We start from the raw sequence: 24,723 nt of genomic DNA, 5'->3' as shown, positions 1-24,723 counted from the left end.
CGACGCTGAAAAAATCAATACAAGGCGGTACGAACCCGGAACAGGTGCGTGAATATGCCGGATCGCGAGACCATCCCGTCGGCGCCCGCTCCGGAAGTGTCCGAGCGTGCCGCCGCCCTCCCCCAGGACGCGTTGCGGATCGCCTCCGGCTACGCGTTCACCGGCCCGGCCCTGCACCTGGGCGCCCTGCTGTGGGACGGGCAGTGCCTGCCGGACGCGCAGATCCGGGTGCCGTTGGCGATGCTCAACCGCCACGGCCTGGTCGCGGGCGCCACCGGCACCGGCAAGACCAAGACGCTCCAGCTGATCGCCGAGCAGTTGTCCGCCCAGGGCGTGCCCGTCTTCCTCGCCGACATCAAGGGCGATCTCTCCGGGATCGCCGCGCCGGGCCGCCAGGACGCCCGGGTCGACGGCCGGGCCGCGGACGTCCACCAGAGCTGGACGGCGACGGGCTTCCCGACCGAGTATTACGCCCTCGGCGGCATCGGGCGCGGCATTCCCGTCCGGGCGACGGTCACCGGGTTCGGCCCGGTGCTGTTGTCCAAGGTGCTGCGGCTGAACCGGACCCAGGAGCAGTCCCTCGCGCTGATCTTCCACTACGCCGACAGCAAGGGCCTGGAGCTGATCGACCTGAAGGACCTCAGGGCGGTCGTGACGTTCCTGACCTCGGACGAGGGCCGGCCGGAGCTGAAGACGATCGGTGGTCTGTCGGCCGCCACGGCCGGGGTGATCCTGCGGTCCCTGACGGCCTTCGAGGCGCAGGGCGCGTCCGATTTCTTCGGCGAGCCGGAGTTCGACACGACCGAGTTGCTGCGGACGGGTGAGGACGGACGCGGCACCGTCTCCGTCCTGGAGCTGAGCGCCGTACAGGACAGGCCGCAGTTGTTCTCGACCTTCCTGATGTGGCTGCTCGCCGACCTCTTCCACGATCTGCCCGAGCTCGGCGACGTCGACAAGCCGCGGCTGGTGTTCTTTCTCGATGAGGCGCACCTGCTCTTCGACGACGCCTCCGAGGCGTTCCTGGAGTCGATCACGCAGACCGTGCGCCTGATTCGCTCGAAAGGGGTCGGCGTCTTCTTCGTGACGCAGACCCCGAAGGACGTACCCGCCGACGTCCTCGCTCAGCTCGGCAACCGGGTGCAGCACGCGCTGCGGGCCTTCACCCCCGACGATCAGAAGGCCCTGAACGCCACGGTGAAGACCTTCCCGAAGTCGCCCTACGACCTCGAAGAGGTGCTGACCAACCTGGGGACGGGCGAGGCGGTCGTGACGGTGCTCAGCGAGAAGGGCGCGCCGACGCCGGTCGCGGCGACCCGGCTGCGGGCGCCCGAGTCGCTGATGGGCCCGCTCGGGCAGGACGCCCTGGAGCGGGCTGTCGCGGAGTCCCCGCTGTACGAGCGGTACGCGCAGGCCGTGGACCGGGAGTCGGCGTACGAGCGCCTGGAGCGCGGGCGCGGCGCGAAGGGTCCCGACGAGATGCGGGACGCCGCTCCCCGGGAACCCCGGGAACCCCGGGAAGCGGAACAGCCGTCCGCTGTGGAGCAGGTGGTCGGGAGCGGGGTGTTCCAGTCGCTGGCCCGGTCGGTGGGGACGCAGATCGGGCGGGAGATCACGAGGTCGCTGTTCGGCACGGCCCGGCGATCGGGACGGCGGAGGCGGTAGGCGGGGGGCGTTCAGGAAACGGGGGCGCGCGGCCGCCCGGGGCCGTCGGGCCGAGGGCGCCCCCAGGTCGGCGGAGGTGTCAGGCCGACGGATCCCTTGGGCCGGCGGTGGCGTCAGGCCGGCGGGTCCTGCGGTCGCCCGAGCCCTCGGGCCTCGGATTCTCGGGTTGGCGGGGTTCTGAGGTCGGCGGATCCCCCTGGGTCGGCGGTGGCGTCAGGTCGGCGGAGGTGTCAGGTCGGCGGATCCCTTGGGCCGGCGGTGGCGTCAGGCCGGCGGCTCCTGCGGTCGCCCGAGCCCTCGGGCCTTGGATTCTCGGGTTGGCGGGGCTCTGAGGTCGGCGGAGCTCTCAGGCCGGCGGAGCCTCAGGTCGGCGGTGGCGTCAGGCCGGCGGGTCCTCCGGTCGCCCAAGCCCTCAAGCCTCGGATTCCCCGGGGCGCCGGGTCGCCGGGTCCTCAGGCCGTCCGAGTGCTCAGGCGGCGGGGGCCTCAGGCCGCCCTAGCCCTCAAGACCTCGAATTCTTCAGACCGGCGGAGGCGTCGGTGTGCCTCCGCCGGGTGTGTGTTGTCAGCCGCGGTCCCCTCTCCCTCCCTTCGGGGGCTGCTGCGGCTTCCGCGTGTCGGGACCGGGGTGGGGCTTGGGAGTGCTGCGGGCGGCCTCCGCGCGCAGGAGGGCGCGCAGGACGGCGTACGGGTCTTGAAGCATGGCTGGGTTCCTCGTCGTTCCTCGTCGTGCTGGTTCCGTGCGGGACGGACGGACCGGGGCGGGGGCCGGTCCTGTCAGCAGCGCAGGACCTCGGAACGCAGGGGGCGAGGGTCGAGCCGCGGGCTCGGCGGTACGGGAACCGGGCGCTGTGCGGTGGAAAGCGGCCCGGGGCTCGGGAGCGGGGCCGGGCTCAGCGGGACGGCGGTGCGGCGGGCGGTCCGGGCCGGTGGGCGCAGGGCGGTGTCGAGGAGGTCGCACTCGACGCTGGTGCTCTCACCGGAGACACCCGCCGTCCACCCCGTGTGGGCTTCCGCGTGCGCGCCCGGCACGAGCAGGGCGAGCAGCAGGACGAGCACCCGCAGCCAGGCGTGTCGACGCGGGCTGCGGGGGACCGGCTGCGGTGCGGGGGTCACGGGAGGTCACTCCCCGCCGCGGCCACGCCGTTCATCCCGGCGGCTGCGAGATCCGCCCGCCCGGCCCATGCCGGTGTCCGGGTCGCGGTGGTTCTCCGCGGAGGGCTCCGGGCCGTGCGGGTCCGAAGGCCAGGGGTCCTGCGGGCCGGGCCGTGCGGTCCGTTCACGGGGGTCGGCGGCCCGGGGCGCCTGCGGGTCGTACGGCCAGTGGTCCGGAGGCACGGGCGGCGTGTGGCCGTGCCGTTCGTGCTGGTCACGGGAGTGGGGGCCGTTCGGGCCCGGACCCTGCCGGACAGGGGGTTCCAGGCCCAGGGGCGCGCGGTCGCGGTCGGTGTCGTGCTCCCGGCCCCGGGGGGAGCCGCTCGGTGGCTCGGCCATGGTTCATGCTCGGCCCCGGCCCGAGGGGCTCGCCACCCGGGCCGGGCCAGGCGGACGACGGGCGCCAGGCCACGGACAGGGCCGTGCGGACAGGGCCGTGCAAACAGGCCGTGCGGACAGGGCCGTGCAAACAGGCCGTGCGGACAGGGCCGAGCAAATAGGCCGTGCGGACAGGGCCGAGCAGACAGGCCAAGCGGGCAGGGCCGAGCAGACAGGGCCGTGCAAACAGGCCGAGCAGACAGGGCCGAGCAAACAGGCCGAGCGGTCACGGCCCGGCGGTCACGGCCTAGGCTCCGGAGGCCTTCGCCGCCTTGGCCGCCGCCTTCATCTCCTGCTTGTGCGCCCTGACCTTGACCAGGGACTCGGGTCCGGTGATGTCGGCGACCGAGCGGAACGAGTCCGGGTCGCCGTAGGAGCCCGCCGCCTCCCGCCAGCCCGTGGGCCGGACCCCGAGCTGCTTGCCGAGCAGGGCGAGGAAGATCTGGGCCTTCTGCTTGCCGAAGCCGGGCAGTTCCGCGAGCCGCTTCAGCAGGTCCTTGCCGGTGGCGACGTCCTTCCAGACGGCCTCGGCGTCACCGTCGTAGTGCTCGACGAGGTACTGGCACAGCTGCTGGATCCGCTTGGCCATGGAGCCCGGGTAGCGGTGCACCGCAGGCTTCTGCGAGAGCAGCGCGGCGAACGCCTCCGGCTCGTGCGCGGCGATCTCGTGCGCGTCCAGGTCGTCCCTGCCGAGCCGCTGGGCGATCGTCGCCGGGCCCTTGAACGCCCACTCCATGGGGACCTGCTGGTCCAGCAGCATGCCGACCAGCGCGGCGAGCGGGCTGCGGCCGAGCAGCGCGTCGGCCTCGGGATCCTGAGCGAGGTGAAGAGTGACGTCCATGCCCCGATCATCCCCCGGGGCGGGCCCGCCCGCTGCTCAGGTGGCCCGCCAGTAGCCCAGCGCGTGCACCCGCTGCTTGGGCAGGCCCAGTTCCTTGCGGACGTACGCCGTCAGGGCCCGGGTCGTCACCGTGTCGCAGGCGATCCAGACGTAGGGGTCGGCCGTGCCCTGGAGCAGGGCGGGCAGGTCCGACTTCACGCGGTCGACCAGGTGGGCGCCGGAGTCCTGGCGCGGCACCTTGCGCAGCTCGTGCCGGTCCGGGTCGGTGCGGAACGGCAGGCCGTCGTCGCCGCCCTCGAACCAGACGGTGGCCGGGGCGGAACCCAGGGCGTCCAGGAGGGAGTTGATGGCCGGCAGCGAGGCCGGGTCGCCGACGGCGAAGACGTGCGAGGGCGCGGGGTCCGGGTGGTCGAAGCCGGTGCCCTGGACGGTCGCCTCGATGGTGTCGCCCGGCTTCGCCGCCCTGGCCCAGTCGCTGGCGCACCCCTCGTGCAGGGCGAACTCCAGGCCGAAGGTGCCGGCCCCGGCGTCCGGGTCGACCAGGGTGTAGGCCCGCTGGTGCGGCTTGCCCGCGTTGTCGAACCACAGCCGTACCCACATCGTGGGGTGCACTCCGGTGGCGGCCAGCAGACCGCCGTCGGTGAAGCGCAGCCGCCGGTAGTCCGGGGTGACCTCCTCGACGTCCGTCACCGTGAACTCGAAGTCCTTGCCGCGCATCAGTTTGAGGACCGCGCCCTCCCAACCCCGCCCCTGCCCCATCGCTTTTCCGCCCCTTCGCGTACGATTCCGGCCACAGCTTTGACTTAGGCAAGCCTAACCTAAAGAAAAGAGGGGGCACAGCGTGGCCACCGAGATCTACCGTGACGCCTGGGGCATTCCGCATCTGCGCGCGGGCAGCGCGGCCGAACTCGCCCATGCGCAGGGCCTCGTCACCGCCCGCGACCGGGCCTGGCAGCTGGAGATCGAGCGCCACCGGGCGCAGGGCACCTCGGCGTCCTTCCTCGGCGCCGGCGCCCTGGCCTGGGACCGGTTCGCGAGACGGGCCAGAGTCGACGACACCGCGAGACGCTGCTTCGCGGACCTGGAGAGAGGGGACCCCGGGACGGCGCGGTGGGTGCGCGCGTACGTCGACGGGGTCAACGAGGGCCTGGCCGACAGCACCGCCCCCGAGTTCGCCCGCACCGGTCTCGCCCCGGGCCGCTGGGAACCCTGGACCCCGCTCGGCGTCTGGCTCGCCACCCACATCCTCTTCGCCGGGTTCCCGGCCAAGCTCTGGCGCGAGCAGGTCGCCGCGCACCTGGACGCGGACGCCATCGGCCTCTTCGCCACCGACGGCCCCGGCACCTCCGGCAGCAACGGCTGGCTGGTCGGCGGTGAGCGGACGGTCACCGGGCAGGCGGTCATCGCCGGCGACCCCCACCGCTGGATCGAGGACCCGGGCGTCTACCAGCAGATCCACCTGTCCTGCCCCGAGTTCGACGTCGTGGGCCTGGCCGTCCCCGGCGTCCCCGGCATCGCCCACTTCGGGCACACCGGCTCGGTCGCCTGGGCCATCACCAACGCCATGGCCGACTACCAGGACCTCTACCGGGAGCGGCTGCGGCGCACCGGCGCCGGGGTGGAGGCCCTCGGCCCGGACGGGGTCTGGCGGCGGGCCTCCCGGCACACGGAGACGATCGAGGTGGCGGGCGAGGAGCCGGTCGAGGTCGAGGTCATCGAGACCGGCCGGGGCCCGGTGATCATCGGCGGCCCCGAGGGCATCGACGGCGATCCGACGGACCTGGCGTACGACGGAGGGCGGGTCGATCCCGCAGATCCCGCCGATTCCGTCGTTCCCGCAGATCCCGCCGATTCCGTCGATCCCACAGATCCCGTCGTTCCCGCAGATCCCGCCGCCGCCCTCGCCCCGCCCGTGGCCATCAGCCTGCGCTACCCGCCCCGCGTCACCGGCGACCTCGGCTTCGGCGCGCTGCTGCCGTTGCTGCGGGCCCGCCGGGTGGCCGATGTGGACCGGGCCTTCGACCGCTGGGCCGAGCCGGTCAACGTCGTCCAGGCGGCCGACACCGAGGGCGGTGTCCTGCACCGCGTGGCCGGGCGCGTGCCGGTGCGCGCCGAGGCCAATTCCCTCCGGGTGGTGCCCGCCTGGGAGCCCGGCCACGCATGGCAGGGCTGGCATGTGCCGCCGCGCGTCGGGCTCACCGACGGCGTCGCCGTCATGGCCAACCAGCGCGGCCCGGCCGAACCCCTCGGCGTCGAGTTCGCCCCGCCGCACCGCGCCGACCGCATCGCAGCGCTGCTCGCGGGCAAGGAGCGCTGGTCCGCCGCCGACATGCCCGCCCTCCACACGGACACCCATCTGGCCTCCGCCTCACCCCTCCTGGACCACCTCGACACCCTCGACGACCTCACCCCCGAGGCCGCCGCCCTCCGGGACCGACTCCGCGGCTGGGACCGCCGCATGGACGCCGGCAGCGCCGACGCGGCCCTCTACGCGGCCGTGCGCGGAGCGGTCGTACGGCGGCTCGCGGCGCACCCGGCGTTCGCCGCGCTCACCACACCGCCGGCGTACCCGGAGGTGTTCCAGCCCTGGCTCGCCCTCACCCCCCGGGTCGGCTTCGCCCTCGAACACCTGCTGCGGGCCGAGGACCTGTACGGAATCGACCGCCCGGCGGCCGTCCGTGCCGCCGTCGAGGAGGTGGCCCTGCGCCCGCCGGCCGGTGTCTGGGGTGACACCCACCGCCTCGCCCCCTGGCGGGACCTTGAGCCGGAGCAGCCGTACGACGAGCCGGGGCTGTCCGGCGACCACGACTGCGTGCTGTGCACCTCCGGCGTGCCGGGCCTCACCGACCGCGCCGCCCGGGGCCCGGCCGCCCGCTACGTCTGGGATCTGGCCCGGCGCGAGGACAGCCGCTGGGTGGTCCCGCTCGGCGCCTCGGGCGTCCCCGGCTCGCCCCACCACCGCGACCAGCTGCCGCTCTGGCTCGCGGGAGACCTCGTCCCGGTCGTCACCGACTGGACCCGGCTGAAGAAGGAAACCGATGTCTGACCCGTACGCCTCCCGCACGCCCGTCCACACGCAGGTGATCGACGGCTTCGGCACCGTCCGCGTCCTGCCGCTCGACCCCGGGGCCGACTCCGCGGTGATCCACCAGTGGGTCCGTGAGGACCGGGCCGCCTTCTGGGGCATGACCGAACTGACCGAACAGCAGGTCGCCGGTATCTACGCCCACATGGCCACGCTCGACACCCACCACGCCCACCTCGTCGTCCGGGACGGCGAACCGGTCGCGCTCCTCCAGACCTACGAGCCGGAGGCCGACCGGGTGAGCGAGTGCTACGACGTCCGCCCCGGCGACATCGGCGTCCACCTGCTCCTCGCCCCCGCCGGACCGGGCGGCGCCCGACCCGGATGGACCGCGCGGCTGGTGGCGGCCATCGCCGGATACGTCCTGCTCGGCCTGGACCGTCGACGGGTCGTGGTCGACCCGGACGTGCGCAACGAGAAGGCCGTCGCCCGTTTCCTCAAGCTCGGTTTCGCCGCCGGGCCGGTGGTGGTGCTGCCGGAGATCGACCTCCCGGACGTGTACCTGCCGGAGAAGAAGGCCCAGCTCGCCTTCCTCGACCGGGAGATACTGTTCCCCGCGTGACCCCAGAGGACCTCATCGCCCACTACGGCCTCGAACCGATCCCGCGCGAGGGCGGCCTGTTCCGCCAGACCTGGGCCGGTCCCGAACGCCCCGACGGCAGGCCGGAGGGCACGGCGATCGTCGCGCTCCTGACAGCGGGCGACTTCTCCGCCCTCCACCGCCTGCCGACGGACGAGATCTGGCACTTCTACCGGGGCGACCCCCTGGAGCTCCTTCTGCTCGCCCCGGACGGCAGCACGAGGACGGTGGTCCTCGGGCCGGACATCCTCGACGGCCAGCACGTCCAGTTCACGGTCCCGGCGGGCACGTGGATGGGCGGCAGGGTGCGCGGGGCCGGGCAGTGGACCCTGTTCGGCTGCACGATGGCGCCCGGCTTCACGTTCGACGGTTATGAGCACGGGGACGCCGCGGAGCTGACGGCCCGCTATCCGGCGGTGGCCGACGAGATCGCGGGGCTGTGCAGGCCCGGCTCCTGAACCCGGTGAGTACTGCACCCTTCCAGCGCGCTGAGCACGAGATCTCTCGAGCCCGGTGAGCACTACACCGATCCGGTCCGTACTTCACTCGTAGCCGTACAGCCCGACCCCGGAGACCCACGTGGACCAACGGCGGAACGAGGATCGCAATGTCGGACATCCCCGGCGATTCCAAGCCTTGGTGCTGCTCGGCACCGTGCTGGTACTGCTCCTCGCCGGAGCAGCCCCCGCCTCCGCCCACGCCGCCCTCCGCGACACCGACCCCGACGACGGATCCGTCGTCAAGCAGGCCCCCCGCCACGTCACCCTGACCTTCACCGAGTCCGTGGGCCTGCTCGACGACTCCTTCCGGGTCTTCGGCCCCGACCAGCGGCGGGTCCACACCGACGAGGCCACGCACGCGGACGGCCGCTCCGACACGGCCCGGGTCGGGCTGCCCGGCAAGCTCGCCCAGGGCACGTACACGGTGGCCTGGCGCGTCGTCTCCGCCGACAGCCACCCCGTCTCCGGCGCCTTCAGCTTCTCCGTGGGGAAACCGTCCGCGACCACGGGGCAGATCGACACGGGCCCCGTCGAGGACCCGCTCACCGGTGGCCTCCACGACGCCGCCCGCTACCTCGCCTACCTCGCCGCCGCGCTGCTCGTCGGCCTGGCCGCGTTCGCGCTGCTGTGCCGGCCCGGGGACACGTCCCCCCTGCGCAGGCCGCTGGTGGCCGCCTGGTGGACGCTGCTGGGCTCGACGGCCGTCCTGCTCCTGCTGCGCGCCCCCTACGAGACGGGCACGGGCCCGGCCGCCGCCTTCGACTCCGCCGCCCTCGGCCGCACGCTGACCGGCCGCCCGGGCGAGGCCCTGCTCGCCCGGCTGGTCGTCCTCCTGCTGACCGCCGTCTTCCTGATCCGGCTGTCCAGGCGCCGTGGCCCCGAGGAGCGGCCCGCCGCCCTGGCGATCGGCACGGCGCTGGCCGCGGCCCTGGCCCTGACCTGGGCGGCGGCCGAGCACGCCTCCGCCGGGATCCAGGTGCCGCTGGCGATGGCGTCGTCCGTGCTGCACCTGCTGGCGACCGGCGTCTGGCTCGGCGGCCTCGTGGCGCTGCTGCTGACCCTGCGCCGCTCGGCCGGCGACGACCTGCTGGAGGTCGTGCCCCGCTTCTCGCGGATCGCCTTCGCCTCGGTGATCGTCCTGGCCGTCACGGGCCTCTACCAGTCCTGGCGCGGCCTCGGCTCCCTCTCCGCGCTGACCGGCACGTCGTACGGCCGTCTGCTGCTCGCCAAACTCGCGGGTGTGTTCGTGCTGTTGCTGGTGGCGGGGTACTCGCGGCGCTGGACGCGGCGGATCGCGGCACCGGCGGCCGTCACCCGGGCCGCCGTCCACGAGCGGGTTCCGCAGCCGGTCGGCGCACCCGCACTCCACCAGGAACCCGAGGAGCTCCAGGAACCCGAGCAAGCCCGGGAATCCGACGAACCCCGGGAGCCCCGGGACTCCGAGACGCCCGGCGCATCGGCCGAGGAGCCCCCCGCGTCCGACGCGGGTCAGGAGACCCGGCGCCTGCTGCGCCGGTCCGTCCTCGTGGAAGTCGCCGTCGCCGCCGTCGTGCTGATGATCACGACCTTGCTCACGGGAACCCTCCCGGGCCGCGCCCAGGCCGAGGCGGCCCAGCAGGCCCCGGCGGGCGCGCTGCCGCCCACGACCCAGGCAACGGTGCCTTTCGACACGGGCGGGGGAGGCGTGACCGGACGCGGCACGGTGCAGGTCACCCTGGATCCGGCCCGGGTCGGCGAGAACGGCATCCAGGCCGTGGTCTACGGCTCCGACACGGGTCTGGTCGTCGTCCCCGAGGTCCGCATCACCTTCACCCTGCCCTCCCGGAAGGTCGGCCCGATCGACGCCGAACTCACCGACCAGGGTGGCTACTGGGGCACCAACTCCGTCAACCTGCCGCTCCCCGGGAACTGGACGATGAAGACGACCGTGCGGGTGTCGGACGTGGACCAGGTGTCGGTGGAGCGGAAGGTGCGGATCGCGCCCTAGGCAGCCGCGCCGCCACGGGCTGTACCCCGTCGAGGAGCCGTGTCATGGTCTCGGCGGCGCGGACGGCGGCGTCACCGCAGCAGTTGTTGAACAGGACGTGGACCTGCTCGGTCCGCTCGGCCAGCCGGCGCACGCGGGGCAGCCACTCGGCGAGTTCGTCCTCGTCGTAGGCATGCCGGAACCGGTCCTCCTTGCTGCCGGTGCCCCACGCGGTGCTGCGCCCGTGGAACCGGACCACCGAGAGCCGGGGTGCGGTCACGGGAGTGACGGGCGGGACGGAGGAGGGCAGCGTCTGCGTCATGTCGACGGCGACCGCGGCCATGCCGTGCCGGGTCAGCAGCGCGTCGGTCGCCTCGTCCTGCCCCGGCTCCCACCAGGAGGGGTGCCGGAACTCGACGGCGACGGGCCAGCCCTCGGTCCGCTCCGCGCACTCCCGGAGGAACGCCTCCGCCCGCTGCCCGGGTCGGAACCAGGGCGGGAACTGGAACAGCACGCTCCCGAGCTTCCCGGCTGCCCTCAGCGGCTCGATCCCGGCCGCGAACCGCGCCCACACCTTGTCGAGCACCGCCGGGTCCCGGTGGTCGGCCCGCAACCCGTCCGGCATCACCGCCGCCCGGGTGGGATGCCCGGTGAGCAGCGAGAACGCCTTCACGTCGAACACGAACCCGTCCGGTGTGCGCTCGGCCCACAACCGGCTGTTCCGCTCGCCCGGCAGCGCGTAGTACGAGGCGTCGACCTCGACCACACCGAACCGCTCGGCGTAGTGCCGTAACCGCCCCTCGGCGTCCCGCCGCCCCGGCGGGTACCAGCCGCTGCCGACCAGGGCCCGGTCGGTCCAGGAACACGTGCCCACGAGGATCTGACCCATGGGGGAGCGGTTACCCGGGCCCGGCGGCGGCAGGCTCCGCTTCTCGGCCGGGGGCGTCACGGTGATACCCGTCGCATTCGGGGTAACCAGGTGATAATTGTGCAAATCCGGTGCTACGGCTGATTCTCCCCGAGAGTGAGATGACCGATCATGGAGCAGCCCGTCACCGTCGGCCGGACCGGCCGGTCGTTCGGCGAAGAACCCGAGGTCCTCGAAGCCCTCGTCGACGCATCCCTCACGGCCCGTGTCACCCTCGACGAACACGGCACCGTGACCGGCTGGAACGCGGGCGCCGAGCGGCTCCTCGGGTACGCGGCCGAGCAGCTGACCGGCCGCCGTGCCGCGGATCTGCTGGCCGAGCCGATCCCGGTGCGGGGCGGTCTGCCCACGCTCGCCGGGCTGCCCCGCTGGAACGGCGACGTGGCGCTCCGGCACCGTGACGGCCGGAAACTGACGGTCGGGATCCTCGCCCACCACAGGCCGCCCGGCGCCGGTACCCCCGCCTGGCTCATCGTCTCCGCCCTGACCGACCGGCAGCCACCGGCCGGCCTCGACGAGTCCCTCGTGAGCTGGAGCTTCGCCCAGTCCCCGTGCTGCGCCCAGGCGATCTACGACACCCGGCTGCGGCTGCGCCGGGCCAACGCCGACATGGAACGGTCCGCGGCGCTCACCGAGGAGGAGATGCGGGGCCTGCGCGTGTCCGAGATCATCGACCACGACGCCGGCCTGCGGGCGGAACGCAGCATGGCCCGGGTCCTGCGCACCGGCGAGCCGGAGTACCAGGAGAACTACCTGCGCGCGCCCGGCGAGAACCATGAGCACGCCTGGTCGGTCTTCATCTCCGCCCTGCGCGACCACGAGGACACCATCCGGGGCGTCTGCCTCTCGGCGCACGACATGACCGAGCAGTTCTGGGCCCGCAAGCGCCTCCAGCTGATCGCCGAGGCCGGCCGGCGCATCGGCAGCACGCTCGACGTGACGCGCACGGCCCAGGAGCTCGCGGACGTGACCGTCCCGGTCCTGGCCGACTTCGTCAGCGTCGACCTGCTGGCCGCGCTGGACGACGCGCCCGAGCCGCCCGCGCCGGTGGTTCCGGCGGACGGGCCGCTGCTGCTGCGCCGGGCCGCGCTGCGGTCGGTGACCCCGGGCGCCCCGGAGTCGGTCGTGGCAGCCGGCGCGGTGGACTCCTACCCCCCGGGCTCGATGCCCTTCGAGAGCCTGCGCACCGGACGCCCCGCCCTGCACGAGGTGACCGACCCGGCGTTCACCGCCTGGCTCGCCCGCGACCCGGCCCGCGCCGCCCGGGTCCGGGGGTTCGGCATCCACTCCGTGATGGCCGTGCCGCTGGCCGCCCGCGGCACCACCCTGGGCGTCGCCTTCTTCGTCCGGCACCGCAACCAGGAGGCCTTCCAGCACGACGACCTGGTCCTGGCCGGGGAGTTCGCCGCCCGGGCCGCGGTCAGCATCGACAACGCCCGCCGCTACACCCGCGAGCGGGCCACCGCGGTCACCCTCCAGCGCAGCCTGCTGCCGCAGCGGCTGCCCCGGCAGGCGGCCGTCGAGGTCGCCTCCCGTTACCTCCCGGCGGGCCCCCACGCCGGCGTCGGCGGGGACTGGTTCGACGTCATCCCCCTCTCGGGCGCGCGGGTGGCCCTGGTCGTCGGAGACGTGGTCGGCCACGGTCTGGTCGCGTCGGCGACCATGGGGCGGCTGCGCACGGCGGTCCGCACACTGGCCGACATCGACCTGCCCTGCGACGAACTGCTCACCCACCTCGACGACCTGGTCGCCCGCCTGAACACCGAGGAGGAGAGCGACACCGAGGGCAGGGACGCAGGTTCCGCCGAGACCTCGAGCGACGTCGGGGCCACCTGCCTGTACGCCGTCTACGACCCCGTGACGCGGCGCTGCTGCTTCGCCACGGCCGGGCATCCCGTACCGGCGGTGGTGAGCCCCGACGGCACCGTCGACCTCGTCGGCCTCCCGGCCGCGCCCCCGCTGGGCGTGAGCGGCTTGCCGTACGAGGCCACCGAGGTGGTCCTCCCCGAGGGCAGCCTGCTCGCCCTCTACACCAACGGCCTGGTCGAGACGCCCGACCGGGACCTCGACACCGGCGTCCACCGGCTGCGGGAGGCCCTGACCCGCCCGGCGGCCTCGCTGGACGCCCTGTGCGACACGGTCATCACCGACCTGCTGCCGCAGCGCCCGGCCGACGACGTGGCCCTGCTCATCGCCCGCACCCGTGCGCTCGACGCGCGGCAGGTCGCCACCTGGGCGGTGCCGGCCGACCCGGCCGCGGTCGCGCAGACCCGCAAGGACGTGGTGGAGCAACTGGAGCGCTGGGGGCTCTCCGACGCGGTGTTCGTCACGGAACTGGTCGTCAGCGAGCTCGTCACCAACGCCATCCGGCACGCCGAGCCGCCGGTCCAGCTCCGGCTGATCCACGACTCGACCCTGATCTGCGAGGTCTCCGACGGCGGCAACACCGCTCCTCACCTGCGGCGCGCCCGCACCTACGACGAGGGCGGCCGCGGTCTGCTCCTCGTCGCCCAGCTGACCGAGCGCTGGGGCACCCGCCAGAGCGCGGCGGGCAAGACCATCTGGGCGGAACAGACCCTGACCCCCGCGTGAGGAGCCCACCGGCCATGACCACACCCGCGTCGCACCGGGCCGCCCGCGCCCCCGTCCAGCAGGCCGCCGTGCTGCTCGGCCTGGTCTTCCTCGTGATCGGCGTGCTGGGTTTCATCCCCGGTGTCACCACCGACTACGGCTCGCTGGAGTTCGCCTCGCACGAGTCGGGCGCCGAACTGTTCGGCCTGTTCCAGGTGTCGATCCTGCACAACCTCGTGCACCTGGCCTACGGCCTCGCGGGTCTGATCCTCGCGGGCACGGCCGCCGGGGCGTACTCGTACCTGCTGGTCGGCGGCGCCGTCTACCTGGTGCTGTGGGTGTACGGCCTGTCGGTCGGCCATGACAGCGACGCCAACTTCGTGCCGCTGAACACCGCGGACGACTGGCTCCACTGCGTCCTGGGCGTTGCCATGATCGGCCTGGCCCTGGTCCTCAGCCGGCGCGAGACGCCCACCGACGCACGGTAAGGATCACCGAGGACGGCATGCAGACCTTCCTGCCCTACCCCGACTTCCGCACCACGGCCCTGGCCCTCGACCGCCGCCGGCTCGGCAAACAACGCGTCGAGGCGCTGCAGGTCCTGCGCGGCCTGGTCGTCCCCGGCTACGGGTGGCGCCGCCACCCGGCCGTGAAGATGTGGCTCGGCTACGAGGAGGCGCTGGTCCGCTACGGCCTGGAGGTCTGCCGTGTCTGGCGCGAACAGGGCCACCAGGACACCTGCGCGGCGACGCTGGTGGCCGATCTGGCGGCGACCCGCCCCCACGCCCCGATCCGCGACCAGCACCTGCTGGCCGCCGAGGGCGAACTTCCGCCCTGGCTCGGCGACGACCCCTTCCACGAGAGCCACCGCTCGGCCCTGGTCCGCAAGGACCCCGAGACCTACGCGACCCTCTTCCCGGACGTCCCCGACGATCTGCCGTACGTCTGGCCGACGTCGGACCGCCCGGGCGGGCAGCCGTCCCGGAACTGACGGGCTGCCGCTTCGAATCCCTGGGGGACTAGGCAGCCCTGCGGCGCGCCGGACGTCCGGACGGGGCGGGATGCTCCATCACGTCGTCGAGCGGGAAGGTTTCGTCCTCCCCGAAGTCCGGGGCCTGGAAGGGGTTGGTCGCCGGAGTCGGCGACGCCGCGCGGGAGCGTCTGGTCTGCCCTTCCACGGCGGAGAACAGCGAAGTCGGTTCGATGAGAGGTCTCTTTTCGTTACTGGCCCAGTTCAGGGCCAGGCGTGCCCTGACCGGGCACGGAGGTCCTACAGCTTGGTCATCTTGGCGTACGGGCTCAGGATCCGCATTTGCGCCGAACCGAAGTCCACGAGCGCGGCGATCCCGTCCTCGATGCCGATGACCCGGCCGAGCCCGTACATGTCGTGCGTGACCTGGTCACCCACGGCGAAGTGCTTGGGAGCGGGGGCGACCGGAGCCTTGAAGGGGCTGGTAGGCAAATGACGCTTGGGAGCAGCAGGCTTTGTCATTGGCCTCAGTATGCGCCTACTGACGCCCTTCGCGCTGCGGCTGTCCACGTCCAGTGCCCGAACCGAGACGTAAGAGAAGCGTTGCCGGGGCCTTGCGCCGGTTCTTGCACTGGCTCGAAAAATCGAACACATGATTGAATTCGGCCATGCGAACGTTTCCCGACGACCTCGTCCGGGCGCAACAGGAGTGGAGTGCCACCTACCGGCAGCTCGCCGACCGGCCCGGCCGCACCGACCTGCGCCGGCGTCTGTTGCGGCTGTCGGCTCAGGCGTTCTTCCACCCCTACTGGCAGCGGCGACGGCCCAGCCCGGCGGCGTGGTGGGAGCTGCGTGAGCTGGGGCGGGCGGCCGCGGACGTACGTGAGCGGCTGCACCGGTGACGCGCCGGCCTGCGGGACCGTACGTCCCGGATGATCCTGAAGGTATGGCCGGACCGATTCGCGTGATCGTGCACCCACCGTCGCCCTCGGGCGGCCGCCGCGTGCGCGTGGACGGCGAGATCCTCGGTCTCGCCCACGACGTGACCGATGTCGCGGAGTTCCTCCGCCGGGCGGGGCTGGAGATCGACCCCGCGGACGTGGCGGAGGTTCCGTGGATCGACTGGCGTGGCGTGGGGCCCGAGCACTGGGGTCCGCAGGCGGGCGGCTGACCTGCCGCGAGCCGTTCCACGGGCGGTGCCTCGGAGTGCGCTCACGGCCGGTGAACGGGACATTGGTCCCGTGGCCTTGTGGATGACGTGGGACCTGGAAGGGGTCGGAACAGCTTCGCAGTCCGTGGAGGGCGTGGAAGAGGCCGCCACGTGGCTGATCGACTCGACGGAGCGCTCCAGGCGCGTCTTCGACGCCGAGTGGCAGTGGGAGCGGCTCATGGACTCGGCGCTGCGGGTGCGCGAGGCGATGCTCGACGAGGGGCGCCGGACCCTGGAACGCGGTGCGCCGTGGGAGTCGACGGATGAGGGCGTGAAAATACGCCTCACCCCGCGGGGCTCATGAGGATGTCCAAGCCGTCACATCGCGTCAAAATATCCTTATCTACTCCTTTGTTCCTTTTCTCTTGTGCCATTGCCGCATCGGAGGGCACCCATGAAGGACCTCAAGTTCGAGCAGAAGCGTTCGCTGACACGCCAGGAGGCCGCCGACCAGCTCACGGCACTCGCAGACGCGCTGAGGGAGGGTGGGGACGCCGAGCTGGAGCTGGGTCCCGGAACCCTGGGCCTGCGCATCCCCGACGACCTGCACAGCGAGCTGGAGGTCGAGATCGGCGATGGGGAGATCGAGCTGGAGATCGAACTGAAGTGGACGACCGCACCGACGCGGGCGGCACGTTCTCGGACCGAGGCACCGGCGGAGAAGCCCAAGCGGGAGAGCGCGCCGGCTGCAGCGTCCCGAAGCGCCAGGAGGTCCGGCAAGACCGGGGGGACGGGGTCCGGCAAGACCGGGAGCGCCAAGCGGACCGCTGCGAAATCCTCCTGAACCAGGAAACGCCAGAGGGCCGGACCACTTTCGCGGTCAGGCCCTCTGGGCTGGCGGAGGGTGTTCCGACCTGGGGTGCAGCGGGTGGTGGCTGGACTCCTGGACGGTGCTGGACGGGGGCGAACGGGACCAGAACTGTGACGCCGCACTGCCTCATCGCGCCACAGGCACGGCGGTGAAGGGTGCGAAGGCGGTGGAGGTCAGGCCGCCGGCGAGGGCGCGGACGCGGTCTTCGCCCCACCGACGGGTGAGGGCGGCGAAGGCGGGCTGGTAGGAGGGCTGGCCATGGCCACGGCGGCCATGAGCCAGGCGGCGGTGAAGACCGCGAGGTTGGGTGCGTAGGCGATGGACAGGACGGCGACGACGCCCTGGACGGTGCCGGTGGTCATAACGGCGCGAGCGGCTCGACGGTCGAGGATGCGTCCGACGGGGATGCCGGTGAGGGCGGAGGCCAAGAGCCCGCCCGGGAAGGCGGCGGTGGTGGCGGTCGCCGACCAGCCCTCGGATGCGGTGATCTACGGATTCAGCACGGGGAAGGCGTATGGGACGATTCCCCAGCCGGTGATCTGGCCAGAAAGACCGGGGTGCGCCTGCGCGTCAGCCGGCCAGCTTGTTCATCTTGCGGATCTGCTTGTCGAAGACCTGGGCCGGAGCGAGGCGGCGCAGTACGCGTGCGCGTCCGGCCAGGGGGCCGGCGGTATAGCGCGGCTTCGGCTTGGGGTCGGTCACTGCCGCGACGATCGCCTTGGCGACGACGGCGGGAGCGTCGCCGTCCCTGACGGCCTCCGCCATCACGCGGTCGACGGTCTGTCGCTGCTTCGCGTACGCGTGCAGGGGGGTGTCGGGCTTCGCGCTGTTGGTCTCGAATCCGGTCCTGGTGTAGGCGGGTTCGACGATGAGCGCCCGGACACCGTGGTCACGGATCTCGTGGTCCAGGGACTCGGTGTAGCCCTCGATCGCGTGCTTGGAGGCGGCGTAGGCGGCCATGTAGGGCTGGGGCAGGAACCCGAGCACAGACGAGATGTTGATGATGCGCCCGCGTCGCTGGGCGCGCATGTGCGGCAGGACCTCGTTCACCATGCGCATGACCCCGAAGACATTGGTGTCGAACATGCCCTGGGCCTGCGCGAGGGAGGTTTCCTCGGCCGCGCCCATCGAGCCGACGCCGGCGTTGTTGACCAGGACGTCGATCCGCCCGAACCGCTCGCTCACCTCCTGGACCACCGCGGTGACCGAGGTTTCGCTGACCACGTCGAGGTCGAGGAACGTCACACCGCCGAGCGGGGTGACGCGTGAGGTGTCGCGGCCTGTTCCGACCACGTCGAAACCCGCCGCGACCAGTGCGAGCGCGGTTTCCTTGCCTATGCCGGAGGACGCACCCGTTACGAGTGCCACCGGCCGATCTGTCGTCATCAGTACTCCTGCGCGTCGAGAAACCGATCGGTTTCCATCACTGTAAACCGATCGGTTTCCGTATGCAAGCTCAGACGGGCAGAATGACGGCATGGACAGGATCAGCGCGCCGGAGAGGCGGGAGTGCGTCATTCGCGCGGCGGTCGCCGAATTCGCGCTCAGGGGCTACTACGGCACGTCCACCGCGGCGATCGCCAAGCGCGTCGGCGTCGCGCAGCCGTATCTCTTCCGGCTCTTCCCGGGCAAGAAGGCGATCTTCGTCGCCGCCTTGATGCGGAGCGTGGAAGACACTCGCCTGGCTTTCGAGAGGGCGGCCGAGGGTGTGGAGGGCGGCGAGCGGGCGTTCCCTGCCATGGCGGACGCCTACGCGCAGCTGATCTCGACGCGTCCCGAAACGCTCCTGATGCAGATGCAGGGATACGCCGTCGTGGCGGCCGCCGAGGCGCAGGGTGACGACTTGATCGGTGAGGTTGTCCGGGCCGGCTGGTCAAGGATCTGGGAAACCGTGCACCTGTCGCTGGGCGCCGATGCCGACCGCACGGCGAGCTTCTTCGCCTGCGGCATGCTCGGCAACACGCTTGCGGCCATGGGGCTCCCCCCGAGCGCCGGGCGGTGACGGGGCGTTCTGGAAGGGCGACGGGTCAGTGCATGCCTGCTGCGTCGAGCAGGGTGGTCACCGTGGGCGCGATGAGCCCCGTCAGTTTGTCCGCTCCGATCCCCGCGCGGGCGCTGGCGCCGTCGAAGACCAGGCTGAGCTGCCGGGCCAGCAGGTCGGGATCGCTTGCCCCGCCCTGCTCGGCCTCGGCGCGGAAGAAGGCGGTCAGGTTCGCCTTGACCTGATGGGCGACCCGGCTCGCGGGGTGATTCTGATCCTTGAGCTCGATCTGGACAGCCAGATATTGGCAGCCTCGGAACTCGGGCGCACCCGCCTGCCGTTCCACCTGCTCGAAGACGTGCATGATTCGCTCGCGAGGTGAACGACGGTCGTCCGCCGCGGGCAGGAGTGTCGCCACGTAGGCGGAGGTGCGCTGCTCGAGGCTCGCCGCCAGCAGTTCGTCCTTGCTCTCGAACAGCTGGTACATGGAGCGCTTCGACACCCCTGCCGCCTTGCACAGGGCCTCGACGCCGATACCGACACCGTCTCGGTAGGTGAGCGTGGCCGCCGCATTCAGCAGCCGCTCTCGGGGGCTGGGCTTCGCCTCGGTGGTCATGCTGCGAGGTTAACTCGATTTCAACAGGTTGGAGACTGATCGGTTTTCAGTGTGGAGTCCGGGCGGAGGCTCGGCGACGGCCTGGGGAAACGCCGTCGCCGAGGCCTGGGGGGCGCCTGTCGTCCCCGGCGACGCGCACACATCGGGGCCACTCCGAGTAATGACCCCGTCCTGGGGTGCGGGGGCGCTCTCCGCTAGGCCGGGACCGTGGTCTTCTCGGGCGTCGTCTCCACCGGGATGCGATGCAGCCCCTTGCGGTCGTACCACCCCAGTACGCCGAAGCCGAACAGTGCGGCCGCCACGAGGCCGGCGGCCATCATGACCCAGCCTCGGGTCAGACCCGCGTCGCCCTGGGCGTCGTAGTAGAGGATCGAGCGGATGCCGCCGGTGATCTGCCGCAGGGGCTCGAACTCGGCGAGGAAGCGGTAGAAGCCGGGCAGTGCCTCGATGGGGGTGGTGGCCCCGGCCGTGGGTACCGCCATTCCGACGAAGACCAGCGTGGCCACCAGCATGCCTGGCGTGCCGAAGACGGCGAGGAGAGTGAGCGCGCCGATCCCGGTGACGGCGATGGCGCACACCGAGAACAGCCACAGCAGGGGCAGGTGGGCGGCGTCCATGCCCATGATGCCGACCGCGCCGGCCATGACCAGGGTGCCCATCAGCAGGGACAGGCCGGTCATGAGGGTGCTGCTGATGGCGAGGGTCTGTATGCGGGTGGCCCGGATCAGCGGGCGGTGCAGGCGCAGCGGGCCCATGTCGTTGTGGGTGTAGCCGAGGGCGTGGTCGACCTGGCCGCTGATGACGTTGGCGGAGAGCATGCCGACGACCACGAGGGTGAGTGCGTAGTAGAAGGCCGTCAGGCCCAGGCCGCTGTGCGGGTCGAGGGGGTGGCCGTCCTGGACCGTGACGGCGGCCGGGTCGGTGAGCAGGACGCGTGCCGCCGTGGGCAGCTTCGCCTGCGCCGTCCCGATCTGGGCGGTCAGCTCCTTGCCCACCTGGAGCGAGGCGTTCTCGGCCGCCTGGGTCGTCGCCGTCCGGGCCAGGCCGGAGCCAAGGCTGCCGGCGGACTGGTTGGTCAGCACCGTCAGTGTCGGGCGGGCCGGGGTTCCGGCGCGCGCGGTGCCGGTCAGTGCGGTGGCGGAGGAGGTGAAGTCGGCCGGGACGACGAGCGCGCCGAACAGCTTCCCCTGGCCGAGTTCCTCCTTCATCTCCTTCTCGTCCAGCACCTTCCAGTCGATCTTGTCCCCGTCCGCGGTGGACTTCTTGATCGACTCGGTGATCCCCGCCCCGAGGTTGACCTGCTTGCCGCCGACGGCGGTTCCCTTGTCGGCGTTGACCAGGCCGACGGGCAGTTTGGTCAGGTGGTCTGCCGGATCGATGTTCGCGCCGACGTAGAAGACGGTGAACAGCAGCGCGAGTACGCCCGTGATGACGCCGTTCGCGATCCACAGAGGCTTGGCGCGCAGGACGCGGAAGGGGGGAATGCCACTCATCACGTACGTGTCTCTCGGTCGGGGGACGCGGAACGTTTCGCCGGGGGCTGCCAGCCACCGGTGACTTCCTTGACGGGCTTGTGGGGGAAGCGACGCCGGGCGTACTCCTGTGCGTGCGAGCCTGGCAGGACGTACAGGGTTTCCCTCTTGTCCTGGAGCGGGCGCAGCACGGTGTCCATGAACGACTTGCGGTCGTCCAGGTAGAGGCCCAGGACGTCCTCGCCCGCGGGGCAGACTGCGAGGCAGTAGCCGGACTTGTAGCCGGGGGGTGAGGACAGGCTCTGCCACATGGAGGCGCTCTCGGAATCGGTGACCCGGGAGCGGTAGTCGGCGGCGTCCTCGCTGTCGGCCACGGTCTGCGCCCAGTCGGTGAATCCGCTCATGAACTCGCGGTAGTTGTGCGTGGTGCAGGCCAGCGCGTCGAATGCCCCGTCCTTGCTGATGGCGCCGACCGGGCAGGCCGCGACGCACAACTTGCAGTCGATGCAGGGGTTGTAGTCCAGCGCCTGCCCGTACTCGCTCACCTCGGCGTCCACCAGGACGGTGACCAGCAGGACGAAGCTGCCGAACTTCGGGTGGATGACGTTGCGGTGCAGGCCCATCACGCCGAGTCCGGCGGCCACCGCGACCGTCTTGTGCGCCACCACCCAGATCCGCTCACGGGGAAAGCGGTCCATCTCCTGGGGGAAGCCGACGGAGGGATTGAGGGCGCGGTAACCGGCGTCCTGGAGCGCCTGGGTGACGCTGCGGGCGGCGTGGTTGGCCTGTTCGTCGGCCTGGTGGAACTCCTGGTTGGCCACGCTGCGGGCCGGGGAGCGGCAGTTGTCGCGGTTCATCCGCACCGCCATCGCGATCAGGGTGCGCGTGCCGGGCAGCGCGGACTGTACGTGCTCGCGCTCGCCGGCCAGATCGGGGTGATCCAGGCCGACCGCGGCCGCGTCGTCCGCGCCGGCCGCCAGGCACAGTTCGCGCAGCCAGGCCGCGTCGATCACCGCCGGCGGGCTCGTGACGTCACCGGCCCCGCGCCGGGCGAGTACGGCCTGTACCGACGGATGGGCGGCCAGCTTGGCCGGAAGCCTGGGACCCGTCGGTCGCCCCTCGGTGTTGCGCGCGGCAGTCATCGGCGCTCCTGTTGATTCGGGTTCGAGACTCGCCCTCACAGCGAGAAACCGATCAGTTTCACCACCGTAAACCGATCGGTTTCCCCGTGCAAGCCCGAGCTGCGAACCACCCCCGATCTGCCCTGCGGAGCGGCCGGTGGTCGTGGCCCAGGAGGTGAGGAGGAGGCGCGGGGCGTTGTGGGAGGGGGTGCCTGGTTCGGCGGTCCAGACCACGAGCCGCTGCACGGGGGCGTCGGCGCAGGGCAGGGCATCCCACTCGAGGGTGAGGTCGCCTGCGATCTGGTTGGCCATCCCTGCGCCCTCCAGGAACACGAGCCGGAAGCTGCACGGGCTGGAGATCGTCATGGCGGTCGGCCATTGCGGCCTCCACCGCCCCATGACTTCCGGCGTGCTCGCGACGGGCCCGCCTTGTGGACCGGGGCTCGACTGAGACCACACACACGTCGAAGGGCCCCACCGCAAGCGGTGGGGCCCTTCGACATCGTGCCCGGTGAGGCACTGGCGGAGGATACGAGATTCGAACTCGTGAGGGGTTGCCCCCAACACGCTTTCCAAATGTTCGTCTGGGGGGTTCGGAGCGGGACGGGGGCGTTCTGACCTGGGGTGGAGTAGGCCACCGGACGGATGGTGGACGGCGCCGGACGGCGACGAATGAGACCACAACTGAGACCAGGGCGCCGGTCATACTCGCTTGACGACGATCGATTCCGGAACCAGCTTCTCCAGGTCGTCCACGTCCGATGTGAAGATGGTGACCTGCCCTTTCTGCTGTCGGGCGATGATGGCGAGCACCGCGTCGATCGCGTACTTGTGGCCGTGAAGCTTGGCGTCGGACAGGAGTCGGCGGGCCTGGCGGGCCTCGTCCTTCCCGACGTCGGCGACTTCGAGCCGGGAGAGCACCCAGTCCCAGCGCTGCTCGGTGGTTCTGCCGTCGTACGCCTCCACCAGCGTCATGGGCGAAGTGACTACTTCGGCTTCGCCCCGTGCTGCGAGATCGAGCCAGGCGATCATCTTCCGGTCGCCACGCACAGCGAGGGACAGGGCTTCGCAGTCGAGTACGAAGGCGCGCAGTGGCCGCGGCCCGTGCTCACTGGCTCGCTTGGTCACGCGGCCTCTCCGGCGTTGTGTCCTCCGGCGGTGAGGCGACGCTCGTGCTCGGCGTCGAGATCTTCCAGCTCCGAGAGTGCTGCCGCGCGCTCGTCCTCGGTGACCGCGCCGTGTTCGTCCTGCAGCCAGTCGACCAGTTCCAGCAGTCGGTCCCGATCGCGCTTGAATCGCAACGCTTCGGCGACGTACGCCGAAAGCCCCCGCTCAGCCGCCTCGGCGCGGATCTCGTCCAGGAGATCTTCGGGGATCGTCACCGTTACTTTCTTGGTTGCCATACAAGTCACCATACTCTTGGTGTGAATGCCCCTACCAGATTGCCGTGACCTGTAGGGCAAGGAGGCCAATGGCCAATCCGTGAGCCCTGCCCATGCGTGATCGCCGGCCTGTACCGCTTCACTCGGCCACCGTGTGCAGTTCACTCTCATCAGCGCATGCTGCGTCGGATGAGGATGGTTGTCCTTCGCGGTGGTGAGCCTCCTGCCGTTGACGGAACGACAGGAGGAGAGTCCATGTCCCTGCTGCCTTCGGCAGACGTCTTCAGGTCGATCGAGCTAAAGGTTCCGCAGCTGCTCGGTGGACAGTTGGTCTGTCCACATGTACCCGGGGAGAGATGTTCGGTTGGCGAGCACCTCACGCTCTCGGAGGCGAAGGAAGCGGCGGCACGGGATGCCGCTGATGCTGCTGTGCGGGATGCGCTGTGGCGGTGCGTGGGGCGCGATGCCCGAAGCGACGTGCCGAACTTGGCTCAGCGTGGCCAGTTGCTCGCGTTGTACTTCATCATCCCCTACCTGCGGAAGTCGGCCGCTCGAGTCTCAAGGAGGCTCTGCGTCGATGTCGCAGAGGTGAGGTCAGCCATGCTCGTCGGCGCGTTGTACGGGCTGGCACTGGCCGCTGAAGCCGACGACGTCCGTGATGAGGTCATCCGGGCTGCCAATGCCGCCGGCTGGGCGGTGGAGCGGTCTGATCCGGCCGAGCGTACGACGGATCCGCGCAGCCTTGTCGACCGTGCGAGCGTCCTTGACGACGACTACTCGCCCATCCGCAACGAGTCGGACATCCAGGCCGTCGGTGAGGTGGACTCTTTGCTGGGGGAGCGCATCAGCGGCGAACGCATGGGCGCTACCTTGCACCGCCTCGGGCTCTTGGCCGCGTTCCTCGCCTCGGGTGCGGGGCAGGTGCCCGGGGGTGAGTCCGACGAACTCGACGGACGGCAGAAGGAAGCCGAGTGAACCCGAGCGCAAGGCGACTGTCGCAGTGGCTGGGCGAGCCAATGCCCCTCCGCAAGGTGGCAGATCTCCTCGGGGTCGACGCCGCGAAGGCGTGCGGACTGGTGAGGGCGGGCCGCTTCCCCTGCCGTGTCACGAAGGAGAAGGGGAAGTACGTAGTCCTTCCCGCCGATGTGTTGGTGGCCATGGGGCTCGATGATCCGATCGTGCGGATCGTCGACCTGCTGGCCGGAGCCGAGTTCGCGAGGAGATGGGACTGAGGGCTGGCCGTCGCCGGGCCGAGTGCGACATCGGAGGGCAGGCCGCGCGAACGTCCCACCCTCCGGGGTGACGCCGGCATGGAACGGGTTGGTAGGGCGCATGTGGATGGTCGGTGCGCTGCTGATCCGTCGAGCGGCTCCGCGTCGGCGGCTTCGGTCGCACGAAAACCCCCGATAGCGCGGATGGTGACGTCCAACAGGAACGTCTGTTGTCCCGGCCTTTGTCCAGCGCATCGCCGGCCGCCACCGTTCACCGCCGTACG

27 protein-coding genes and 1 pseudogene are annotated in these 24,723 nt (G+C 71.6%); 15 read left to right on the top strand and 13 right to left on the bottom strand.

The window, feature by feature from the left end; genetic code table 11:
- Window positions 1–54: 54 nt before the first annotated feature.
- A complete protein-coding gene (locus IE153_RS16185) occupies window positions 55–1,662 on the top strand; it encodes a helicase HerA-like domain-containing protein (RefSeq protein WP_189590405.1) in 1,608 nt (535 codons plus the stop codon).
- A gap of 776 nt (window positions 1,663–2,438) precedes the next feature.
- Here the strand turns inward: IE153_RS16185 and IE153_RS16180 are convergent.
- From IE153_RS16180 to IE153_RS16165, 4 genes are all read right to left on the bottom strand, one after another.
- On the bottom strand, window positions 2,439–2,777 hold the full coding sequence (locus IE153_RS16180) for a hypothetical protein (RefSeq protein ID WP_189590404.1): 339 nt from the start codon (window positions 2,775–2,777) through the stop codon (window positions 2,439–2,441).
- 6 nt (window positions 2,778–2,783) lie between these two features.
- On the bottom strand, window positions 2,784–3,155 hold the full coding sequence (locus IE153_RS16175) for a hypothetical protein (protein ID WP_189590403.1): 372 nt from the start codon (window positions 3,153–3,155) through the stop codon (window positions 2,784–2,786).
- A gap of 286 nt (window positions 3,156–3,441) precedes the next feature.
- Window positions 3,442–4,035: an HhH-GPD-type base excision DNA repair protein gene (locus IE153_RS16170; protein WP_189590402.1), complete on the bottom strand. Its 594-nt coding sequence runs from the start codon at window positions 4,033–4,035 to the stop codon at window positions 3,442–3,444.
- A gap of 36 nt (window positions 4,036–4,071) precedes the next feature.
- Window positions 4,072–4,794 (bottom strand): siderophore-interacting protein, encoded by a 723-nt coding sequence (locus IE153_RS16165; protein ID WP_189590401.1) that lies wholly within the window; start codon window positions 4,792–4,794, stop codon window positions 4,072–4,074.
- Window positions 4,795–4,876: 82 nt separating this feature from the next.
- Here IE153_RS16165 and IE153_RS16160 point away from each other — a divergent pair, with 82 nt between their 5' ends.
- From IE153_RS16160 to IE153_RS16145, 4 genes are all read left to right on the top strand, one after another.
- Window positions 4,877–7,081, top strand: a complete 2,205-nt coding sequence (locus IE153_RS16160) for a penicillin acylase family protein (RefSeq protein ID WP_189590400.1) — start codon at window positions 4,877–4,879, stop codon at window positions 7,079–7,081.
- Window positions 7,074–7,682, top strand: a complete 609-nt coding sequence (locus tag IE153_RS16155) for a GNAT family N-acetyltransferase (protein ID WP_189590399.1) — start codon at window positions 7,074–7,076, stop codon at window positions 7,680–7,682. The genes IE153_RS16160 and IE153_RS16155 overlap by 8 nt, the downstream gene beginning before the upstream one ends.
- Entirely contained in the window at window positions 7,679–8,158 is a 480-nt protein-coding gene (locus IE153_RS16150; RefSeq protein ID WP_189590398.1) for a cupin domain-containing protein, read from the top strand. The genes IE153_RS16155 and IE153_RS16150 overlap by 4 nt, the downstream gene beginning before the upstream one ends.
- 181 nt (window positions 8,159–8,339) lie before the next feature.
- The gene (locus IE153_RS16145) at window positions 8,340–10,187 is read left to right on the top strand and encodes a copper resistance CopC/CopD family protein (RefSeq protein WP_189590397.1); all 1,848 of its coding nucleotides are present in this window, start codon (window positions 8,340–8,342) and stop codon (window positions 10,185–10,187) included.
- On the opposite strand, the gene IE153_RS16140 is transcribed toward IE153_RS16145, so the two are convergent.
- The gene (locus tag IE153_RS16140) at window positions 10,087–11,055 is read right to left on the bottom strand and encodes a DUF72 domain-containing protein (RefSeq protein ID WP_189590396.1); all 969 of its coding nucleotides are present in this window, start codon (window positions 11,053–11,055) and stop codon (window positions 10,087–10,089) included. The genes IE153_RS16145 and IE153_RS16140 overlap by 101 nt on opposite strands.
- A 150-nt stretch (window positions 11,056–11,205) precedes the next feature.
- On the opposite strand from IE153_RS16140, the gene IE153_RS16135 reads away from it, so the two are divergent.
- The 3 genes from IE153_RS16135 to IE153_RS16125 are packed head-to-tail and all read left to right on the top strand — an operon-like array spanning window position 11,206 to window position 14,656.
- Complete coding sequence (locus IE153_RS16135) at window positions 11,206–13,686, top strand: SpoIIE family protein phosphatase (RefSeq protein ID WP_189590395.1); 2,481 nt, start codon at window positions 11,206–11,208, stop codon at window positions 13,684–13,686.
- A gap of 14 nt (window positions 13,687–13,700) precedes the next feature.
- The gene (locus IE153_RS16130; RefSeq protein ID WP_189590394.1) at window positions 13,701–14,153 is read left to right on the top strand and encodes a DUF4383 domain-containing protein; all 453 of its coding nucleotides are present in this window, start codon (window positions 13,701–13,703) and stop codon (window positions 14,151–14,153) included.
- 17 nt (window positions 14,154–14,170) lie between these two features.
- A complete protein-coding gene (locus IE153_RS16125; RefSeq protein WP_189590393.1) occupies window positions 14,171–14,656 on the top strand; it encodes an MSMEG_6728 family protein in 486 nt (161 codons plus the stop codon).
- 279 nt (window positions 14,657–14,935) lie between these two features.
- Here IE153_RS16125 and IE153_RS16120 read toward each other — a convergent pair whose 3' ends face one another.
- Complete coding sequence (locus IE153_RS16120) at window positions 14,936–15,157, bottom strand: hypothetical protein (protein WP_031110278.1); 222 nt, start codon at window positions 15,155–15,157, stop codon at window positions 14,936–14,938.
- Window positions 15,158–15,303: 146 nt separating this feature from the next.
- Here IE153_RS16120 and IE153_RS16115 point away from each other — a divergent pair, with 146 nt between their 5' ends.
- The 4 genes from IE153_RS16115 to IE153_RS16100 all read left to right on the top strand — a co-directional run bounded on the left by IE153_RS16115 (window position 15,304) and on the right by IE153_RS16100 (window position 16,629).
- Complete coding sequence (locus tag IE153_RS16115; protein WP_189590392.1) at window positions 15,304–15,537, top strand: DUF8825 domain-containing protein; 234 nt, start codon at window positions 15,304–15,306, stop codon at window positions 15,535–15,537.
- 44 nt (window positions 15,538–15,581) lie between these two features.
- On the top strand, window positions 15,582–15,806 hold the full coding sequence (locus tag IE153_RS16110; protein WP_031110275.1) for a hypothetical protein: 225 nt from the start codon (window positions 15,582–15,584) through the stop codon (window positions 15,804–15,806).
- A 70-nt stretch (window positions 15,807–15,876) separates the two neighbouring features.
- Window positions 15,877–16,149, top strand: a complete 273-nt coding sequence (locus tag IE153_RS16105) for a hypothetical protein (RefSeq protein WP_189590391.1) — start codon at window positions 15,877–15,879, stop codon at window positions 16,147–16,149.
- Window positions 16,150–16,239: 90 nt separating this feature from the next.
- On the top strand, window positions 16,240–16,629 hold the full coding sequence (locus IE153_RS16100; protein WP_189590390.1) for an amphi-Trp domain-containing protein: 390 nt from the start codon (window positions 16,240–16,242) through the stop codon (window positions 16,627–16,629).
- A 171-nt stretch (window positions 16,630–16,800) separates the two neighbouring features.
- On the opposite strand, the pseudogene IE153_RS16095 reads toward IE153_RS16100, so the two are convergent.
- Together IE153_RS16095 and IE153_RS16090 are read right to left on the bottom strand one after the other, a co-directional pair.
- A pseudogene (locus IE153_RS16095) lies at window positions 16,801–17,144 on the bottom strand (MFS transporter); the annotation flags it as partial.
- Between the two features lie 82 nt (window positions 17,145–17,226).
- The gene (locus tag IE153_RS16090) at window positions 17,227–18,042 is read right to left on the bottom strand and encodes an oxidoreductase (protein WP_189590388.1); all 816 of its coding nucleotides are present in this window, start codon (window positions 18,040–18,042) and stop codon (window positions 17,227–17,229) included.
- Window positions 18,043–18,133: 91 nt separating this feature from the next.
- Here IE153_RS16090 and IE153_RS16085 point away from each other — a divergent pair, with 91 nt between their 5' ends.
- Window positions 18,134–18,658, top strand: a complete 525-nt coding sequence (locus tag IE153_RS16085) for a TetR/AcrR family transcriptional regulator (RefSeq protein WP_189590387.1) — start codon at window positions 18,134–18,136, stop codon at window positions 18,656–18,658.
- A gap of 25 nt (window positions 18,659–18,683) precedes the next feature.
- On the opposite strand, the gene IE153_RS16080 is transcribed toward IE153_RS16085, so the two are convergent.
- The 5 genes from IE153_RS16080 to IE153_RS16060 form a co-directional block, all read right to left on the bottom strand.
- Window positions 18,684–19,253, bottom strand: coding sequence for a TetR/AcrR family transcriptional regulator (locus tag IE153_RS16080; protein WP_189590386.1), 570 nt, complete (start codon window positions 19,251–19,253; stop codon window positions 18,684–18,686).
- Window positions 19,254–19,447: 194 nt separating this feature from the next.
- Window positions 19,448–20,746 (bottom strand): SNG1 family protein, encoded by a 1,299-nt coding sequence (locus IE153_RS16075; RefSeq protein WP_189590385.1) that lies wholly within the window; start codon window positions 20,744–20,746, stop codon window positions 19,448–19,450.
- Entirely contained in the window at window positions 20,746–21,867 is a 1,122-nt protein-coding gene (locus tag IE153_RS16070; RefSeq protein ID WP_189590384.1) for a 4Fe-4S binding protein, read from the bottom strand. The genes IE153_RS16075 and IE153_RS16070 overlap by 1 nt, the downstream gene beginning before the upstream one ends.
- Before the next feature lie 681 nt (window positions 21,868–22,548).
- Window positions 22,549–22,974, bottom strand: coding sequence for a hypothetical protein (locus tag IE153_RS16065; RefSeq protein ID WP_189590383.1), 426 nt, complete (start codon window positions 22,972–22,974; stop codon window positions 22,549–22,551).
- A complete protein-coding gene (locus IE153_RS16060; protein ID WP_189590382.1) occupies window positions 22,971–23,249 on the bottom strand; it encodes a ribbon-helix-helix domain-containing protein in 279 nt (92 codons plus the stop codon). The genes IE153_RS16065 and IE153_RS16060 overlap by 4 nt, the downstream gene beginning before the upstream one ends.
- 234 nt (window positions 23,250–23,483) lie before the next feature.
- Between IE153_RS16060 and IE153_RS41625 the strand changes: the two genes are divergently transcribed.
- Both IE153_RS41625 and IE153_RS16050 read left to right on the top strand, forming a co-directional pair.
- Window positions 23,484–24,203: a hypothetical protein gene (locus IE153_RS41625; RefSeq protein ID WP_229829011.1), complete on the top strand. Its 720-nt coding sequence runs from the start codon at window positions 23,484–23,486 to the stop codon at window positions 24,201–24,203.
- A 56-nt stretch (window positions 24,204–24,259) separates the two neighbouring features.
- Window positions 24,260–24,460: a DNA-binding protein gene (locus IE153_RS16050; RefSeq protein ID WP_229829010.1), complete on the top strand. Its 201-nt coding sequence runs from the start codon at window positions 24,260–24,262 to the stop codon at window positions 24,458–24,460.
- The last annotated feature ends 263 nt before the right edge of the window (window positions 24,461–24,723 follow it).

This window comes from Streptomyces massasporeus (assembly GCF_014648995.1).
In the GTDB taxonomy this organism is placed as follows: domain Bacteria; phylum Actinomycetota; class Actinomycetes; order Streptomycetales; family Streptomycetaceae; genus Streptomyces; species Streptomyces massasporeus.
Note: the sequence above shows the minus strand (reverse complement) of the source record. Positions and strands in the feature narration are given on the sequence as shown.